The 19,166-nt window shown below is 38.9% G+C and carries 15 protein-coding genes; all 15 read left to right on the top strand.

Features of this window, described 5'->3' with window-relative positions; all coding sequences use genetic code 11:
• The first annotated feature begins 123 nt into the window (after positions 1 to 123).
• The 15 genes from tviB to AC5FX4_RS18005 all read left to right on the top strand — a co-directional run bounded on the left by tviB (position 124) and on the right by AC5FX4_RS18005 (position 19,025).
• The gene (tviB, locus tag AC5FX4_RS18075; protein ID WP_493607701.1) at positions 124 to 1,398 is read left to right on the top strand and encodes a Vi polysaccharide biosynthesis UDP-N-acetylglucosamine C-6 dehydrogenase TviB; all 1,275 of its coding nucleotides are present in this window, start codon (positions 124 to 126) and stop codon (positions 1,396 to 1,398) included.
• A gap of 80 nt (positions 1,399 to 1,478) precedes the next feature.
• On the top strand, positions 1,479 to 2,513 hold the full coding sequence (locus tag AC5FX4_RS18070) for an NAD-dependent epimerase/dehydratase family protein (RefSeq protein WP_493607700.1): 1,035 nt from the start codon (positions 1,479 to 1,481) through the stop codon (positions 2,511 to 2,513).
• On the top strand, positions 2,510 to 2,881 hold the full coding sequence (locus AC5FX4_RS18065; RefSeq protein ID WP_493607699.1) for an HAD-IIIC family phosphatase: 372 nt from the start codon (positions 2,510 to 2,512) through the stop codon (positions 2,879 to 2,881). The genes AC5FX4_RS18070 and AC5FX4_RS18065 overlap by 4 nt, the downstream gene beginning before the upstream one ends.
• Entirely contained in the window at positions 2,881 to 4,449 is a 1,569-nt protein-coding gene (locus AC5FX4_RS18060) for a capsular biosynthesis protein (RefSeq protein ID WP_493607698.1), read from the top strand. The genes AC5FX4_RS18065 and AC5FX4_RS18060 overlap by 1 nt, the downstream gene beginning before the upstream one ends.
• Positions 4,446 to 5,189, top strand: coding sequence for a glycosyltransferase family 2 protein (locus tag AC5FX4_RS18055; RefSeq protein WP_493607697.1), 744 nt, complete (start codon positions 4,446 to 4,448; stop codon positions 5,187 to 5,189). The genes AC5FX4_RS18060 and AC5FX4_RS18055 overlap by 4 nt, the downstream gene beginning before the upstream one ends.
• 37 nt (positions 5,190 to 5,226) lie before the next feature.
• A complete protein-coding gene (locus AC5FX4_RS18050; RefSeq protein ID WP_493607696.1) occupies positions 5,227 to 6,198 on the top strand; it encodes a hypothetical protein in 972 nt (323 codons plus the stop codon).
• Positions 6,198 to 6,941, top strand: a complete 744-nt coding sequence (locus tag AC5FX4_RS18045; RefSeq protein ID WP_493607695.1) for a glycosyltransferase family 2 protein — start codon at positions 6,198 to 6,200, stop codon at positions 6,939 to 6,941. Before AC5FX4_RS18050 ends, AC5FX4_RS18045 begins: the two co-directional genes overlap by 1 nt.
• The gene (locus AC5FX4_RS18040; protein ID WP_493607694.1) at positions 6,913 to 7,977 is read left to right on the top strand and encodes a hypothetical protein; all 1,065 of its coding nucleotides are present in this window, start codon (positions 6,913 to 6,915) and stop codon (positions 7,975 to 7,977) included. Before AC5FX4_RS18045 ends, AC5FX4_RS18040 begins: the two co-directional genes overlap by 29 nt.
• 1,091 nt (positions 7,978 to 9,068) lie before the next feature.
• Positions 9,069 to 10,205: a glycosyltransferase family 4 protein gene (locus tag AC5FX4_RS18035; protein ID WP_493607693.1), complete on the top strand. Its 1,137-nt coding sequence runs from the start codon at positions 9,069 to 9,071 to the stop codon at positions 10,203 to 10,205.
• On the top strand, positions 10,189 to 10,788 hold the full coding sequence (locus tag AC5FX4_RS18030) for a sugar transferase (protein WP_493607852.1): 600 nt from the start codon (positions 10,189 to 10,191) through the stop codon (positions 10,786 to 10,788). Before AC5FX4_RS18035 ends, AC5FX4_RS18030 begins: the two co-directional genes overlap by 17 nt.
• Positions 10,781 to 11,401 (top strand): acetyltransferase, encoded by a 621-nt coding sequence (locus AC5FX4_RS18025; protein WP_493607692.1) that lies wholly within the window; start codon positions 10,781 to 10,783, stop codon positions 11,399 to 11,401. The genes AC5FX4_RS18030 and AC5FX4_RS18025 overlap by 8 nt, the downstream gene beginning before the upstream one ends.
• 1 nt (position 11,402) lies before the next feature.
• Complete coding sequence (locus tag AC5FX4_RS18020; protein ID WP_493607691.1) at positions 11,403 to 12,578, top strand: DegT/DnrJ/EryC1/StrS family aminotransferase; 1,176 nt, start codon at positions 11,403 to 11,405, stop codon at positions 12,576 to 12,578.
• A 132-nt stretch (positions 12,579 to 12,710) separates the two neighbouring features.
• Entirely contained in the window at positions 12,711 to 14,672 is a 1,962-nt protein-coding gene (locus AC5FX4_RS18015) for a polysaccharide biosynthesis protein (protein ID WP_493607690.1), read from the top strand.
• A gap of 218 nt (positions 14,673 to 14,890) precedes the next feature.
• Positions 14,891 to 17,002 carry a YjbH domain-containing protein gene (locus AC5FX4_RS18010; protein ID WP_493607689.1) on the top strand — a complete coding sequence of 704 codons (2,112 nt, stop codon included), beginning with the start codon at positions 14,891 to 14,893 and terminating at the stop codon, positions 17,000 to 17,002.
• A 400-nt stretch (positions 17,003 to 17,402) separates the two neighbouring features.
• Positions 17,403 to 19,025 carry a hypothetical protein gene (locus AC5FX4_RS18005; RefSeq protein ID WP_493607688.1) on the top strand — a complete coding sequence of 541 codons (1,623 nt, stop codon included), beginning with the start codon at positions 17,403 to 17,405 and terminating at the stop codon, positions 19,023 to 19,025.
• Positions 19,026 to 19,166: the final 141 nt, after the last annotated feature.

Genomic DNA, 19,166 nt, shown 5'->3' with positions numbered 1-19,166 from the left:
TTGTGACCTGTAGTTAGAAATTAATATTACTGCTCCAAAATATAAAAAGACAGGAGCAGTCATACATATTCCCAACTTTCTTCTAAAGAAACCAAAATTAAACAATCACCAAGCGAGATGTATATGGATTTAAATAAAGTAAAAATTGGTGTTATAGGGTTAGGCTATGTCGGCCTTCCTCTAGCGGTAGAATTTGGAAAAAAATATGCAACACTTGGTTTTGACATTAATCAAAATCGTATTGAAGGCTTAATTTCAGGCCATGACTTCACGCTAGAAGTAACTGATGAAGAACTTAAGCAAGCGCCGCATCTACAATACTCATACAATATTGGCGATCTGAAAGCCTGTAACGTATACATCGTAACTGTGCCTACTCCAATAGATAATCATAAACAGCCAGATTTAACACCGCTTATTAAAGCCAGTGAAATGCTAGGAAAGGTCGTCGATAAGGGCGATATCATTGTGTACGAATCCACAGTGTATCCAGGAGCCACTGAAGAGGACTGTATCCCTGTAGTAGAAAGAGTATCTGGTCTTACTTTCAATCAAGACTTTTTTGCAGGCTATTCACCAGAGCGTATTAACCCTGGCGATAAAGAGCACCGAGTAACCAATATTTTAAAAGTAACAAGTGGTTCAACATCTGAAGTTGCTGAATTTGTAGATCAGTTGTATAAGTCAATTATTACAGCAGGTACACATAAAGCGAGCTCTATTAAAGTTGCAGAGGCGGCTAAGGTAATAGAAAACACTCAACGTGATGTAAATATAGCTTTGATTAACGAGCTCTCTATTATTTTTAATAAACTCAATATAGATACGCTTGAAGTACTCGAAGCGGCAGGTACTAAGTGGAACTTTTTACCATTCCGTCCTGGATTAGTGGGTGGGCATTGTATTGGCGTTGATCCATATTATTTAACTCATAAAGCACAAAGTGTTGGTTATCACCCTGAGATGATCTTGGCCGGTCGCCGTTTAAATGATGGTATGGGTAAACATGTGGTATCTGAGTTAGTCAAAAAAATGCTGAAAATACGCATTCAGGTAGAAGGTGCAAATGTTTTGGTGATGGGATTGACCTTTAAGGAAAACTGCCCAGATCTTAGAAATACCAAAGTAGTGGATATTATTGCAGAGCTTAGAGAATATAACGTCAACGTAGATGTTGTAGATCCTTGGTGTTCAAATGAAGAAGCACAACATGAATATGGCCTCTCATTGACTTCTGAGCACAAGCAAGGTCACTATGACGCAATTATTCTTGCTGTAGGTCACAATGAGTTTAAAGAGCTTGGTGCTGAGGAAATCAAAAAGCTAGGCAAAAAAAAGCATGTATTATACGACTTAAAGTATGTGCTACCAAAACAAGCCGTGGATATGCGCCTGTAAAAAGCGGACCTTAGCCGAGGAAAAGGGTTTGTTAATAACCCTTTTAAATTTTTTTGAACTAAAAACCCGTAGAGTTTCTCATGTCTCGTTACGAAGAAGTTAAAGCTGAACTACAAAACACCCCAAAAGTCTGGCTAGTCACTGGTGTGGCTGGATTTATAGGCTCTAATCTACTTGAAACGCTGTTAAAGTTAGGCCAAAAAGTAATAGGACTAGATAACTTTGCCACGGGCCACCAACATAATTTAGATGAAGTACAAAACCTAGTGACTGCAGATCAGTGGCAGCGGTTTACTTTTATTGAAGGTGACATTAGAGATTATGCCACTTGTGAAACTGCTGTAAGTAACGTTGATTATGTTTTGCACCAGGCTGCGCTCGGCTCTGTGCCTCGTTCAATCAAAGATCCTGTAACAAGCAATTCTACAAACGTTACTGGCTTTCTAAATATGCTACATGCGGCAAAAGAAAAAGCTGTATCCAGCTTTACCTATGCAGCAAGCAGTTCAACCTACGGCGACCACCCAGCACTCCCCAAGGTTGAAGAGAATATAGGCAACCCATTATCTCCATACGCGGTGACCAAGTATGTTAACGAACTATATGCCAGTGTTTATGCTCGGACATACGGATTCAAAACTATAGGCTTACGCTATTTTAACGTATTTGGTCCTCGGCAGGATCCAGATGGAGCCTATGCTGCAGTTATTCCAAAGTGGACAGCTTCTTTAATCAAGGGAGAAGAGATATTTATCAATGGTGATGGTGAAACCAGCCGAGATTTCTGTTTCATAGAAAATGTTGTTCAAATGAATTTGCTTGCAGCAACAGCACCCAAAGAAGCCAAAGGTGAAGTTTATAATGTTGCTGTAGGCGACAGAACGTCCTTAAATCAACTTTTTGATACCATCAAGTTTGAGCTTTCTAAAACGGGGGCTGAAGTATCAGTTAAACCTACATACAGAGACTTTCGTTCTGGTGATGTTAGACATTCTCAAGCGTCAATTAGTAAGTCTGTAAGCCGTTTGTCCTACAACCCCGAATATAATATATATCAAGGCCTATCAAAGTCTATCAATTGGTACGTAGAGAATTTAGGTAAAGGTGGACTATGAAGAAGATAGTAATGGACTTAGATGGTACATTGACTCTTTCAAATACAAAAGACTACACGAATGTATTGCCTAGGCAAGATGTAATAGAAAAACTGCGAGAATACAAAAAACAAGGTTATTTAATAACAATCTTTACTGCAAGAAATATGAGAACGTACGATGGGAACATCGGAAAAATAAATGTTTTTACTTTACCAACTATAATTGAATGGCTTCAAAAGCATGATGTACCGCATGATGAAGTAATAGTTGGTAAACCTTGGTGTGGTTTTGATGGTTTCTATGTCGATGATAGAGCTTTAAGGCCATCAGAGTTCGCTTCATTGACAGAGTCACAAATAAATGCTTTGTTTGCTGAGGAATTCTGATGTTTTTAATTATGTCAGCAAAGTATATTGATGAGGAATTGAAATCCGAATTTGGTAGGCTTCCACCTAGTTTTCTTCCATTGGGGAATAAGCGGCTCTATCAATATCAAGTGAAACTAGCGAATAGCAATTCGGATGTATTTCTAAGTATTCCTGAATCTTATGAGCTTTGTGAATTTGATGAGTTATGGCTTAAAAAGCATGGTGTAAAGTTAATTCAAACTTCAGAAGACCTGAAGTTGGGAGAGGCTTTGATAGCGGCCATTAATTTATCTGAAAGCAAACTTGATACGCCGTTAAATGTTCTGTTTGGAGACACACTTTTTAATGTTTTGCCAAATGAAACAGATACAATCAGCGTATCTTTATCTGATAGTGATTATAATTGGACAGATATTGACGAAGTTTTAGAGTACTCAAGTGTTGAACGCAAGGATTATAAAGCTAAAGTTAATGGCTTTTTTAGCTTTTCGAAACCTAGAGAATTACTATACTGCCTTACTAAAGAAAAAGGTGACTTTTTTGCATCAATAAACATGTATAGCAAAAAAAGGAGGCTGACAACATTTGAGTCCAGTGATTGGATGGATTTTGGGCATGTAAATACTTACTATCGTTCAAAATCAAAGTTCACAACTCAGCGGTCTTTTAACAACTTGACTATCACTAGTGATTATATAGAAAAAAGCTCAACCAACGATGATAAAATTGCTGCTGAAGCAAATTGGTTTAGAAATTTGCCATATAGCTTGAAGCACTATACGCCCAATTATTTAGGCTCTAGGAAACAGGATGGACAATTTTCTTATCGGCTAGAGTATCTTTATAACACGCCACTGAATGAGTTATATGTATTCGCTGACATAAGTATAGATGGCTGGAGGAATATATTATCCATAGCTGTAAATTTCTTACTAAACTGTGAACGTTTGACCAGTAACTCTACTCAAGATGTAAACAAGTTAACAGACTATTTTTGTTTTAAGACAAATTCAAGATTAGAAAAGTTTTGCGCGTCTCGAAATATTACTCTGACAGATGAGTGGTTATACAAGGGAAACTCTATCTCTTTGCAACAAATGATAAAAATTGCAAATGAAAACTTACCCAATGAAGGGCGCGTCTCGAGCATAATTCATGGAGACTTTTGCTTCAGCAATATTTTGTTTGATACAAGAGCACAAAAAATTAAAGTTATAGATCCTAGAGGCTTTGATGTATACGGCAACAAAACCTTGTTTGGAGACATACGATATGATGTAGCAAAGCTAAGCCATTCAATTCTCGGACTATATGATCTTATCATTGCAGGCTGCTACGATGTTTCTATCAGTGGCAGACATATTGATTTTGAAATATACCATAAAGAAAAGCATAAAGAAGTACAAAGCTATTTCGTAGATTTGATAAAAAATGAAATTGGATTGTCACTTACAGAGTTAAGAGCAATGCAAATTCATTTGTTTTTATCAATGTTACCATTGCATACTGACGATCCACATAGGCAGGACGCATTATTTGCAAATGCATTTAGAATATGCGATGACTTAATTAAGGAGAAAAAATGATTGTAATCCCTATGGCTGGGCTGAGTTCAAGATTTAAAAGAGCAGGGTTTAGCGTTCCTAAGTTTATGTTAGAGGCTCATGGTAAAACTCTTTTTCAACACTCACTCGAATCATTTTCTACTTATTTTGACACTGAACTTTTTTTATTTATATGCATGAATGATGATAGTGTTATTGAGTTTGTGAATAAAGAATGCGTTAGTTTAAGTATTAAGAATTTTAAAGTTTTTCCGATTGATACTCCAACAAAAGGGCAGGCTGAGACTGTTTACTTAGGTGTATTGGCCGCTAAAGAGCTGTTTGTAGGTGCACAGGGTGCTGTGGGGTTGACAGTTTTTAATATAGATACATTTAGACCTAATTTTGAACACCCAGATTTGAATAGAATGGAGGATGGGTACCTAGAAGTTTTTGAAGGGCACGGTAGTAACTGGTCTTTTGCTAAGCCTGTTGACAGCTCTTCGACTCTAGTCGCTGAGACTGCTGAAAAGAACCCTATATCTAATTTATGTAGTACTGGGTTGTATTATTTTAAAAATTTTCTAGACTTCATTTCTGCATTTGAGGAATATTCAAAATTGCCCCCAGATGAGTGGGATAGTGGAGAGTTATATGTAGCTCCGTTATATAATGTTCTTATTAATAACGGTAAGAATATACACTATAGGAAAATTTCAGAAAACGAAGTCGTTTTTTGTGGTGTGCCTGAAGAATACTACGCGTTTAAGCAGCAAGCTTAATGTATTTAATTGAAAAGTAATCGGTTGGAACTATAACTTGGTTAAAAAAAGCAATCTAATTATATTCTTTTTGATGACTCTTCCGCTTTGCAACTCATTAGGGTTTGATTTATATTCTCATATTTCAGCTTATGCATCATATCAAGAGTTACCTTCTATATACAAAAATTATCATTTTCAAGAGTTCTTTTTTGGGAGATATTTGGCTCTAAGCCTAATACTTGAGCTCTTTGGTTGGCTTCAAGTTCCACTTGGGTACGTGATATTATCTCTTATACTAATCCCACTAAAAGAGATATTAGGAAGTAAATCTGCGTTATATCAGGTGTTGCTTCCAAAAGATTGGCAAAACATAGCCTTTTTCTCACTATTTACGACGTTTATATGCTTCATTGTTTTGTACTACTCTGCGTTGTCACTATCTATATTGTGGGCGTGTGCATACTTTTTCAGGAAAAGAAAGCTTCTATTATTGGGGGCTTTCTTTCATCCATTAGGGGTTTTAATGTTCTTTATTATTTCTGGAAGAAAATATTACTATAACCTAGTTGTTGCTATATTCATGTTTGCTCTATTTCATGCCATATATTTTTGGTTGGATTTTGATTTTTTCTACTCGTTAAAAGAGGCTGTACTAAGCTATGATTTAACTGTAGTTGACATTGGTACAGTCAAGACTAAATCAATGGAATTAATAATAGCAGTCATCTTTGTTGTTATTTTTGGAGGGAAAATTAACCGTGTTTTCAAGGAATTGGATGGATATCGTCATAGTGCTATCCACAGTGGACAGGATTTATATCGCAGAAAAAAAACAGTGGTCGGAGAAACAGTAGTATTGTGTGTTAGTGCTATTATATCGATTAGCCTTTTTTTTATGTCATTTTTTTATAAGACGCCATTAAATGTTGTTTTAAGTGGGGAAAAAAGCCCAATCGTTGAGAAAGCATGGCTCTTTAGCAAAGAAAAATACTCGAGTAGAGTTTTGAACGCATCAAGGTATGAATAATGTTCACAGTTATTATCCCAACATATAAAGGTTACGAGACACTCCGCTCTGCAATAGATAGCTGTAATCATGAACTCATAAAGGAAATTATAGTAGTAGATGATAACCCCGAAGAGTCTCGTGAGTACCCTAATTTCCTTTTAGAAAATGAAAAAGTTGTGACTCTTTATAATAGTAAAAATATGGGGGTAACGTATTCAAGGAACAAAGGTTACTTCAGAGCGACATGTGATTACGTTATATTTTTAGATTCTGATGATGAGCTGGTAATTGGCAATGTGGCCTCTGCGGTGTCTCTTATTCATCAGCATAATTCGGATCTGTTTTTTTTAAATACGGAAACAAAAGGTAAGCTAAATTCAGCTAGGAAGGAAGTTGTTCAGGGAGATTATCTAAAACTATTTTGTATGGCTAATAGTGGAGAGCGATTGCTGATTATAAAAAAAAATGAGCATAAGCCGTTTGTAGGTTTTTTAAGAGGGCACGAGCTATGCGGCCTATTGTTATGGTCCATAAAATGTAACGCCAGTCTAACCTGGTTGCCAGTAAGTCTTAGGTATTATCATCAAGATAATACCACCTCGTTAAGTACTCTTAGGCTTAGCTATGAAAGAGCAAACTTAATTTCTATAGGTCATAAAATCATAGCGAAGCGCCTTGCAAAGAAACTTAAATTTTTTACTTCTATAAAATACTTATTTAAAGCAATTTATTATGATTACAAAAAGAGTAGTGCTTGTTGACCCGCATATGACTGATGAGTTGTTTACACCAGTTAGGTTTTTTTTGAAGAGGCGTAAAGGAATAAGAAAGTACTCGTATTATACCCAGATTAGCGATACATCTAATATAGCCTTCACATTCCAAAAGTCGGGTATTGTGCCTAGTCGCATTTTTAAACATATGCCCAAACCTTTAAAGGTTATATTGGTTTTATTTGAATACTTGATATGGAAACTCCTCCAAGAAGATAAAGTTAAGCTCGTTAGTTTTAGGGAAAGTGATCTTGCTATAACGACCTTAAGGAATGCCTGCGAAGACTCCGTGGCATATTTAAGAAAGAAGGAAGTAAAAGTCGCTTGGTTAATGAGCCATTTCCACTTGGCAAAAAAAAATGCAAGGTATCTTAATCTACAGGACTTGGTTTTGGGCGACAACTCAATGAGCTTTTATGATAGCTTGAAGTGTCAAGTTCATATTTTGCCTACAGCAGTAAAAGATAAGTTCATCAATTCGACTCCCCGAGAAGCAAGGTCAAGCAAGGTTATTGCTACGGGAACTATACATTTGCATTCGGTGGAGTTTTTAGGTTCCGTACGTTATGGAGAGTATTATACAATGCACCCATCACGGGCCGATGTTTACTTTTCTGATAGCCCTATTTACGAAAAAAATTTTTCTATAATAGGTGATAACGCCTCACTATACAGTGCGCAAAGAGGCTATATGTCACAGGATATAGTTAAGTTGTATAATAATTATAAATATGCATTTGTCGGTTCAGAAGCATCAGGAGTGCTAGCTTTGGGGGTTGTAGAAGCCATGGCATGTGGCTGTGAGGTCTTTGTGGAGGAATCGATTGGAGAGTCGTTAAAACTAGAAGATTCAAAAAATGCTTGGTTTTTTGATGGCACATCAGCATCTTTAGAAAGAAAATACCAAGAAGTAATCGGTGAGCAGCGCTCGCTAGACCCTAAAGCAATAAAGGAGTTTAGTGATTCATTCACCTGTGACAAATTAGCTTTAAAGGTTAAAAGCTTGCTTTGCTATGAGAATTAATAAAATACTGTATATATTTTTTTCGATTCTTTCGCTTGCATCTACGCTGGTAGTTATTGTTTATGGTGTTGATTCAATTGGCAGTCATATATACACCTTACATCTACAATCTTTAGCAATACTTTCTGCTGCAGGCTTATTAGATTACCTCTTTCTAAATAGGTTAGAGCTCATAGCGGTAAAAAAACGTTACACTGTATATCGTATTCTCAAAGAGAACCAGTTTTTGGTTTTTGTTTACCTTTTAGGAATTGTGCTGACCTTTATAGCTGGTAATATCTTGTTTTGGTTGACAATCTTGGGTGCAAGGCACTACTTGAATTTACGAAGATCCGTATTAGTAGTATGTGGGAACCTCGCATTGTCATATTGCACCTATATAATGCAAATCTTTCGTAACCTGATTGTATTTTATCCAGATTTAGAGCTGGCTGATTATTATTCACTGTATCTTTTAAGTTTCGCACCAGAGCTTATCTGCGCTTTAGCTTTAATTAAGCCAAACTCAATAAAGAGTCTTTTTCCACGGAGATTGAAACTAAAAATAAGCGATAGCTCCTTTTTATATAGATTCTATTATATATGTACAGATCTATTGTTTAGGGTGCTTGTTCCTTTTCTGCTCGTTAAAGAGTTTTCAGCTAAGTATATGTACATCATAAACCTCATGGCGTTACCTATTGCCGGCTACTCATTGTGTGGTGCGTTAGTTCACTCGCATATTTTGAATACGCGACTTTTGCCGAACCCACAATATTTTTACCTAGGTACCAGCACTGTTACTTTACTGTGCTTTGTTTCGTATTACTTAATTGGTTTTCAAGGCCTAAGCATCTACGTTTTGTTGTTGACTTCTATTTCAGCTGCGTTGAAAACGCAAGACCAGCTTCTGATTTCGTACTGTGTTTCACACCGTAACTTTGAGTTATTGAGGAGCACTTTTCTAATAGGCTTTGTACTATCTTGTTTTTCTTTAATTTTAATAGTTTTTCATCCGCATTATGTGTTGGAAACTGCATTGGTAGTCCTAATCATAGTGTCTGTAACTCTCTACTATCGTGTCATGAATAAAAGTTTAAAAGTTGTTCCAAATGCGTAGAAATAAAAAGGTAGTATTAATTGGAGCTTTACCATCATCGCTCTACAATTTTAGAGGGGACTTGCTCATAGCTCTTAAACAGCGAGACCTTACTGTAACAGCAATGGCTTCTGGGGCTAACCAAGAAGAGGTGAAGTCGATCAAGAAGCTTGTTGATAGCTATGTTGATTTTCCCGTTCAAAGAAATGGACTAAACCCTTTCAAAGATCTAGAGAGCTTTCTATTTTTGAAAAAAGTTTTACGTGAGCTCAAGCCGAATGTAGTATTGGCATACACCATAAAGCCGGTCATATGGGGAGGAATTGCTTCACGATTTATACCTAGCACTTCGTTTTATGCTCTGATAACTGGGTTGGGTTATGCTTTTCAGCCTGGAGGATTATTTAAAAGTATTTTAAATAACTTGGTTAAGCGTTTATACAAATTTTCTTTAGCCAAAGCCAAAGGAGTGATTTTCCAAAACAGGGATAATATGGAAGTATTTATCCAAAATGGAATTGTACCAAAATGCAAATGTTTTCTTGTCAATGGTTCGGGGGTTGAACTCCAACACTACGGTTATACTCCGCTAGGAGAGGAACCCCATTTCCTATTGATTGCTCGTTTGCTGGGTGATAAGGGGATTAGAGAGTATGTTGAGGCAGCTAGCGCTGTAAAACTATCTTATCCGAAGGCAAAATTTGAGCTTCTAGGTCCTCAGGACCCGTCTCCAGATGGAATTGCTATGGAAGAGGTTTATAAGTGGGTTGAAGAAGGAAAGGTTATTTACACACCAAGCCAAGAAGACGTTAGGCCATATATTAGTCACTGTTCAATATATGTATTACCGTCATATCATGAAGGCATGCCCCGTACTGTCTTGGAAGCAATGGCAATGGGGCGACCGATCTTAACGACAGATGTTCCAGGTTGTCGAGAAACAGTTGCCAACGGTGAAAATGGTTGGTTAGTCGAGAAAAAAAATGCAAAGCAACTGGCCGAAAAAATGATTTGGTTCATCGAAAATCAAGATAAATGGCAAATAATGGGGGAGAAAAGCAGAATAATGGCAACTGAAAAGTTCGATGTTCACAAGGTCAATGCTGATATTATGAAAATTATGGAGTTGAATGATGAAACGAACTTTTGATTTTCTAATATCATTAATGATGCTAATAGCTTTATTTCCTTTTGTTTTGGCTGTTGCCGTATTGATTCATTTTAAATTGGGGGGCCCTATTTTATTTTGTCAGGAGCGCCCAGGCCTTAATGGTAAAGTATTTAAAATGATGAAGTTTAGAACCATGTTAAATACAAAAGACGAAAATGGTAATTTGTTGCCAGATGAGCAGCGTATGACCAAGTTTGGTGGTTTTTTACGTTCAATTAGCTTAGACGAGCTACCAGGACTGCTAAATGTGATTAAAGGAGATATGAGCTTAGTTGGACCCAGACCTTTACTCGTTCAGTACTTACCTCTTTATAGTCCTGAGCAAGCGCGTCGCCATAATGTGCGCCCTGGTATTACTGGTTGGGCACAAGTGAATGGCCGTAATGCAATTAGCTGGGAAGAAAAGTTTAAGCTTGATGTTTGGTATGTAGAAAATCAAAGCTTTTTACTCGATATAAAAATACTATTTTTGACAGTAAAAAAAGTATTTGTACGCGAAGGAATAAGTGGTGATGGACACGTGACTATGGAGCCGTTCAAAGGAAATCAAAATAATGGCTAAACTGGCTATTTTAGGGGCAAGTGGTCACGGAAAAGTAATAGCGGAAATCGCGGAATTAAACGGTTATCACGTCGAGTTCTTTGATGATGCATTTGAAGTTAAGAGCAAACTTGAGCACTGGTCTGTAGTTGGAAATTCGGAAGCGCTAGCTCAAAGACTCGATAATTACGAAGGCGTAATAGTTGCTATTGGTAATAATCAAATTAGAAAAGAGAAGCTAGAGAAACTGTTAGCTCTTGGAGCTAAAATGCCTGCATTGCTCCACCCGAGTGCTACGGTAAGTAAATTAACTAGCCTTGGTGAAGGTACAGTCGTTATGGCTGGTGCAGTGATCAACGCTTTTGCTCAAATCGGTCGGGGCTCTATCATCAACACGAATGCGACAGTTGAGCATGACTGTTTTATACAGGACTATGTTCATATATGCCCAAGTTCAGCCATTGCCGGCGGCTGTAAAATTGCCAGTGGAGTGTGGGTAGGTATTGGGAGCTCTTTTAAACAGTTGATTGAAGTTGGAGAACTAGCGATTATTGGTGCCGGTTCTGTTGTTGTACAAAATATTCCTGCAGGTGTTACAGCATATGGTAACCCAGCTAAAGTTGTGAAGGATTAAGATGTTAAATTCCCCGTTTTCCCCTTGGCCTAGCTTTACTCAGCAAGAAGCAGACGCAGTAAGTAAAGTTGTACTTTCTAATAAGGTGAATTACTGGACAGGTACAGAAGGGCGTGAATTTGAAAAAGAGTTTGCAGCTTGGACTGGTGCTGAATATGCGATTGCACTTGGTAATGGCACATTGGCGTTAGATATTGCGTTGAAAGCATTAAACGTTGGCGAAGGAGACGAGGTTATTACTACTCCTCGTACTTTCTTAGCTTCTGCAAGTAGTATCGTTACAGCGGGAGCTGCACCTGTATTTGCCGACGTTGACTTAAATAGCCAAGCTATTACTGCTGAGTCTATTAAAGCGGTTTTAACACCTCAAACAAAAGCAGTTATTGTGGTGCATTTAGCTGGGATGCCTGCTGAAATGGATGCAATTATGGCCCTCAGTAAAGAGCATGGCTTCTATGTTATAGAAGACTGTGCTCAGGCTCATGGCGCTAAGTATAAGGGGCGTTCGGTTGGTACTATAGGGCATATAGGTGCTTGGTCATTTTGCCAAGATAAAATTATGACCACAGGTGGCGAAGGTGGAATGGTTACTACAAACTCCAAAGACCTATGGTCAAAAATGTGGAGTTATAAAGACCACGGTAAAAGCTTTGATGCTATTTACAATCGTGAACACCCCCCGGGATTTCGCTGGTTGCATGAGAGTTTTGGCACTAATTGGCGTATGACAGAAATGCAAGCTGCAATTGGTCGTATTCAACTCACTCGTATGTCAGATTGGACAGCAAAAAGGCAAAGCAATGCTCAGGCGATAGATCAAGTTGCAAAAGCATTCAATGTGGTACGTACAGTGCGCGTGCCTGATTATATTGAACATGCAGAGTATAAACATTATTTGTTTGTAAACTCTGCGGAGCTTAATGAAGGTTGGACAAGAGACCGCATAGTCGACGAAATCAACACGCGTGGTGTGCCTTGTTTTCAAGGTAGCTGCTCTGAAGTTTACCTAGAAAAAGCCTTTGATAGTACGCCTTGGCGGCCAAAAGAGCGCTTAACGAATGCAGTAGAACTAGGCGAAACATCTTTAATGTTTTTGGTACATCCAACACTTACAACTGATGAAATTAACAAAACTTGCGCTGCTATTGAGCAAGTACTTCAAAGAGCATCAAAATAAAAGGTGAAGGGTACAATTGTACTCTTCATATTTCCTTCAAGCATGTTTGCTTCGCTTTGAATGTACTGCAACATGTACTATGCTTTAGTTCATCTGCGATTTTTGTTCGTATTGGAATAAAAAAGGAACACAATGGATAGTTGGTTTCGTACTTTGTTAGGGGCTTCTCGTAGCCAAAAACGCCTCATTACCCTAGCGCTAGACTCTATTTTTATTATCTCTGCTTTTTGGTTGGCGCTAATTGTTAGGCTCGATAGCATTGCTCCTTTAAGTGTCACCAAAAATTGGCTGTTATTGGCTATTTTGTTACCCGTTAGCTTGTTTATTTTTGTGCGCTTAGGGCTTTATCGCGCTGTTCTACGCTATGTTGGAGCTAATGCCGTTGGGGCGGTAGTTCTTGGCACTGTTGTTAGTACAGTGGTATTGGTGATGGCGGCGTTTTTTACCCAAACTGCGATTCCCCGAACTATGCCTGTTATTTATGGCTGGCTGATGGTCTTATCGCTAGGAGGCTCTCGTATTTTGGTGCGGGCCCTTATTTGGCGCTTATCTGCGGTGACTAAAACGCCAGTAGTGATTTACGGTGCTGGTGATGCAGGCCGCCAACTAGCTACGGCGCTTGCAACCGGGCCTGACTATTATGTTACGGCGTATCTAGATGATGATAGTGGTAAGCATGGAGCTATTATCCAAGGGATCCCCGTTGTTGCCTTTGGTGAGATTTATAATTTAATAGACAAAAAAAGAGTTAAAAAGGTGTTGCTGGCATTGCCTAGTGTGCCGCGCTCTCGCCGTAAAGAAATACTTACTAAGTTAGAAAAGCTTCCACTTGAGGTGATGACAGTACCAGGTATGGCTGATGTTATCGACGGTAAAGCGCAATTGGATGAAATCAAAGAAGTTGAAATTGAAGACCTATTGGGCAGAGACCCAGTAACACCCAAACCAGAGCTGATGGCTGCAAATATCAAAGACAAAGTCGTTATGGTGACTGGCGCTGGTGGTTCTATTGGCTCTGAGCTATGTAGGCAAATTATAGTAAATGGACCTAGCAAGTTAGTGCTTTTTGAAGTGTCGGAGTTTGGTTTATATAGCATTGAAAAGGAGCTAAATCAGCTCGCATTGAATAAAGGCGTGTCATTGGAAATAGTACCAGTGATGGGATCGGTGCAACGAGTCAACCGTATCGAAACTTGCATGAAAGCCTTTGGGGTGCAAACTGTCTATCATGCTGCGGCCTACAAGCATGTACCGCTTGTAGAGCAAAATGTCGTTGAGGGTGTTCGCAATAATGTATTTGGTACTTATTACACGGCTAAAGCCGCTATTAACGCAGGAGTAGAGACCTTTGTATTAATCTCTACAGATAAAGCGGTGCGCCCTACCAATGTAATGGGTGCAACCAAGCGTATGGCAGAGTTAGTATTACAAGCCTTGGCTGAAAGTAAAGTAACGTCTAAAAATACCCGTTTTTGCATGGTACGTTTTGGTAATGTATTGGGTTCTAGTGGTTCTGTCGTGCCTCTATTCCGCAAGCAGATTAAAGAAGGTGGCCCAATTACTTTAACCCACAAAGATATCACTCGGTTTTTTATGACGATACCAGAAGCTGCCCAGTTAGTGATCCAAGCTGGAGCAATGGGCAAGGGCGGTGACGTATTTGTGTTAGATATGGGTGAATCAGTTAAGATAAAAGACTTAGCGACCAAAATGGTGCATCTTTCTGGCTTAGAGGTTAAATCAGAGTCAAACCCTCATGGTGATATTGAAATTGAATGTACCGGCTTGCGCCCAGGTGAAAAGTTATATGAAGAGTTATTGATTGGTGACAATGTAGAAGAAACCTCTCATCCACGGATCATGACTGCCAATGAAGTAAAATTGCCAATGGTAGAGCTTGAAGGTTTTATGAGCGCAATGGATGCAGCGTGTCACAACTTTGATCATGAGCTTATCCGTAAATTGTTGTTAGAGGCACCTACAGGGTTTAATCCTACAGACGGTATTTGTGATTTGGTGTGGAATGAAAAACATCAGGTGCTGAATGCTCCGCAAGAAGACGAGAAAAAAGTTGTTAACTTTAGAAAACTTTAACATCTAGTGAGCCATAGCTTAACAGTGAAAAGGTTCAACTGATGCGTTTATTGAAGCTTAAGCTAAATTGCCTTTGTACATATTAGATGTCAATAGCTTGGGTTTTTCTATACTTAGTTGTACGATAGCTTAATAACTCTAGTAGTCGTGGTAGAGGTAGCAGGCTATCTCTATCTCAATTGAACCAAAAATTTAAAACTATAAATTGGTCTGTGTACATGTCAAAAATAAATAAGATCTTTGCAGTTAGCGTTGTTCTTGCTAGTGCGCCTGTTTTAGCTGATAGTCAAATTACAAGCTATTCTTCATTTGCAGGTTATACTGGCCTCTTTAATACCCCAAATGCTGAAATATTAGAAAAAGGTGTTGTTGACTTTGGCTACAATAATCAATTAGATCTTCGTGGTGTTGAATATGTTGAGGGGCATAACTTCATCTTTTCTGCTGGCGTTTATGATGGCCTTGAAGTGAGCGGTCAGATAGCATCGACCACAATGCATGACAATATGTTTGAAAAAAAAGGTCAAACGCGAGACCTTTCTTTTAATCTTAAATATCAAATCCCTTTTATCCTTAAAGATTGGTTTAACTTAGCTGTCGGCGGTAAAGATTTAGGTGGAGCGGCAAATAACTATGAAACCTATTATTTAGCAGGTTCTCGTGAATGGAACGACTTTAGGTTTTCAGCAGGCTTTGCGGTCAGCGATCGTACTACTGGGCAAATGGATGGTGCTTTTGCAGGTGTTGAATGGCAACCATTAGATTGGTTTGCATTGCAGGTTGAGCATGATGCGGATGCTGTAAATGCAGGCTTACGTTTAACTGTGCCTAAGGAGTGGATTTACGATGTAGGCACTTTAACGCTCACCAGTAAGTTTTATAGTAATACAGATCACGCCGATAAGGATACTTACTGGGGTTTAAACTTCTCGATGCCTTTGTTTAAGCAAGCGACACTCAATGACCCGACAGAAGCTGCACCTGCGCCTATTTTAGATAACTACAATCAACGAGAAGCTGCGTTTAAAGCGCATTATCAAAAGCAGCAAGAGCTCGCACAAAAACCTTTAGAAAAAGCAAAGCAAGAAGTGGCTGAGCGAGATAAATTCAGTAAGTCGCTTACTTTACAAACTCGCGAGCTTAAAAATGCGTTAATTGACGATGGCTTTGAGGCGGTAAGTGTTGGTTTTAATAGAGAGCCCCATATCGTTGTAAGTTTTGAGAACTTTGTATTTAACCGAAATGACATTGACGCAATCGGGCTAGTGTTAGGGCGTATTGCAGAGCACATTGATGAGCCTGATGCAAAATACAGCATTCAGCTTTTAAATCGTGGCATGCCAATGTTATTTGTGCGCGGTAACGTAGATAACTACCGTGAGTTTATCAATACCAGCACCACACCAGATATGGATATACGACGCGGCGAAATGGAGCCGCTTGGTAGTGTATCTTGGGTTGGTATGCCAAATGCTAATAGTCCTTACTTTAAACCTCGCTTAACTATAGGGCCTGCGTTAAATCAACGTACAGCAACAGAACTTGGTGTGTATGACTTTTCGCTGGCTGTAAAAGCCGATTTAGACTTACCTATGTGGTACGGCGGCGGTTTGAGTATCAGTGCTCAATCTGAACTCGCAAAAACCGATGATTACGAGCAAGGTAAAGCATTTGGCAAATTAGCTGAAAAAGATGGTATAACTCAAGCCACGCTATACCAAAGTTTTGCGCTGCCTTACGGTATTTATAACCAAACCCATGTCGGGTTCTTTAGAGAATTCAACCAAGATTATACTGGCATAAAAAATGAAACGGTTTGGCTTAGTAACAATGGTCGCCATCAATTCACAGCGGATATTGGTTATTTAGAATATCAAGATTATGATTTGGATCGTGATTATCAAGCGTTAGAGTATCGTTATAATTGGATCGAAAAAGATGTGAGTTTTCATGCAACAGCTGGGCGCTTCTTTTATGATGATAGCGGTGTGAAAGTAGAGACTCGTTTCTGGTTTGGTGATAGCTATATTTCTGTATTTGCACAAGATACAGATGTGCAGGTTGCAGGTGTATCTTTTAGTATTCCTTTAACGCCGCGTAAAGATATGGTTGCAACGAGTTATGGCCAAATTAAAGGTAATGAAGCTTGGCGTCATAGTGTAAGTACGCGTATCGGTGAGTCGCACAATAATGTAACAATAGGCCGAGCTGAGCAAATAGAGACGCCAGTCAGTATCACCACAACCTTGTTAAACCAAGGCCGTTTGTCAAGTAGCTATATTTATGCAAATTTGGCCCGTTTGCGTGAGGTTTATTTAACGCACCGATAGATTAGTGTGTGTAGCTACTAGGGTAACGTAACTTTAATATTAGCTAAGTTTATGAATAGTTATAAGTTATGGTGGTTTTTATTAAGAGGTGCTTGTATAATTTATCAACTACTCATACTCTATTCAGTGCTATAAAAATTTTGTTGCTCATGTCTCCAGTAGTGTTGGTGGTAGTGTAAAAAGTTAAGTTGATGCACAAAGCAAAATACGTTGTTACTTTTGCTGGTGAATCATAACGAAGCATCCTGCTTAAAAAATAGGCTGTAGTAGATGTTATTGAAAAATATCAATAGGAACAGGTGGCAATAAACACAAAGTTTCCTATAGTATAAATTTGAATTTCAAACTCTGCGGGGGTTGTTTGGGCTCTTGCAAAAAAAAAATGGAACAAGGACTAATCATGCTTGCTAATAAAAAAACTCTTTTGGCAGTCTCAATCGCTGCTTCGTTAACATTGACAGGTTGTTTTAGCGACAACGATAACAATGTAAAAGTTGATCCACCACCGACACCAACAGAGCCTACTACTGAAGTAGTACCTCCTTCTGATTTGGTTACCGAGCAGCCAGCTAAAGTGTTTGCAGTGAGTGTTATCGACTCAGGTAATGCTGATGTATTGGAAGGAGCGACGGTTAAATTTGTAGTTGATGGTGCTGCTGCAACAAGCTTAACTGATGTTAACGGTGCCGACTTAACTTCGGTGGTTGTTGATGCATCAGGCAGCTTTACTTTTTTAAGTAAAGAAGGCGCGTCTGGTGAAGTAACAGCAGTGGTAACGCAAACAGGTTACGCTGCAAAAAGCTTTATTGTGGACCTAAACGCTGAAGCAGAAGAAGGTGCTAAGGATGTGCCTTTACAGTTTGCCCTAAAGAAGATTGCTGGTAATAGCTTAAAAGAAAGTACAGAAGCTGTTGCGGTTGATGGCGCTGTGACAACTGCTGAAGTAACAGTTGAAGCAAAAACTGAAAGTGGTAAAGGCGGTACTGGGGTCGCTATTGATGCAAGCACTGAGCTAAGAGATGCAACAGGAGCCCCTGTAAGTGGTGGCGATGTATCACTAAGTGTATTAGCTGCTGACTCAAATGATAATAGCGTTGGTGAAATTATTCCAGAAGGTTTAAATGCCGCTGGCGCTACGCAAGTTGCAACACCTGTTGGTGTAACTAACGTTAATATGCAAGCTGGTACAACAAAAATTAAGCAATTTAGTAAGCCTATTACACTAACCACAACGCTACCGGCAAGTAGCGGTGTAACTGTGGGTGACGTGCTTGATGTTGCATCTCACAATGAAGATACAGGTGAGTGGCAGAGCGAAACAAACAAAGCAACAGTAACTGCGCAAAATGCAGATGGTACGTTTGCTGCACAGTTTAAAACAGACCACTTAACTTTCTTCGCAGTGAACAGAAGTGCGCCAGTGTGTCAAGACGGTGTTTCTATTAACGTTACAAGTGGCACTGTGCCTCCTCGTGGTTTAGCTGTTTCAATTACGTCTTCTGATGGTTCAATTGGTAGTTACTTACGCGGTAATTCAAAGCAGATTATATCTGGCAGCGCAACTGCAAGATATGGTATTAGTGCAACTGCAACAGCTAATGTTAGAGTGTATGATTACTCAGGTAATGATTGGTACAACTCAAATGGCGAAGTGAACGTGTGTGGTGCTATTCCGGTTACTTTAGGCAACCCAGTTCAAACGTTTGATGCTGACTTTACATTAGCTGGAACCTGTGCAGATACTTCAAATGGTACTGTTGCTGTTGATTTATCTGGTTCAGTGGTAACTTATGCTAAAAATGGTAAGGCTGCTTCAGTTGCTGCTTCTTTAGGTAACTCAACATTCAGATTATCTGGTTTAGAAGCTAACGCGAACTACACGATACGCACAACAGTGCGTGGTGCACAAGTTGCTAGTGGTGGTCAATCTGTTGTGACTAATACAACTACAGGTGCAGCTACGAGTCCTATCTCTCAAGCAGTTACCTTAACGTGTGAAACACGAGTTGTAACAGGTGGTTAATACCACTTACTTGTCAAAATGAAAGAACGCCACCTTAATTAGGTGGCGTTTTTTATGCCTGATAAAATACAATCAGTATCCGGTAACCCCCCCGAAAAATATCGCAGCCAAAAGTAGCATTTTTTCGCAATCTATTACGCA

It is taken from the genome of Pseudoalteromonas sp. ATL1, assembly GCF_058933015.1.
Note: the sequence above shows the minus strand (reverse complement) of the source record. Positions and strands in the feature narration are given on the sequence as shown.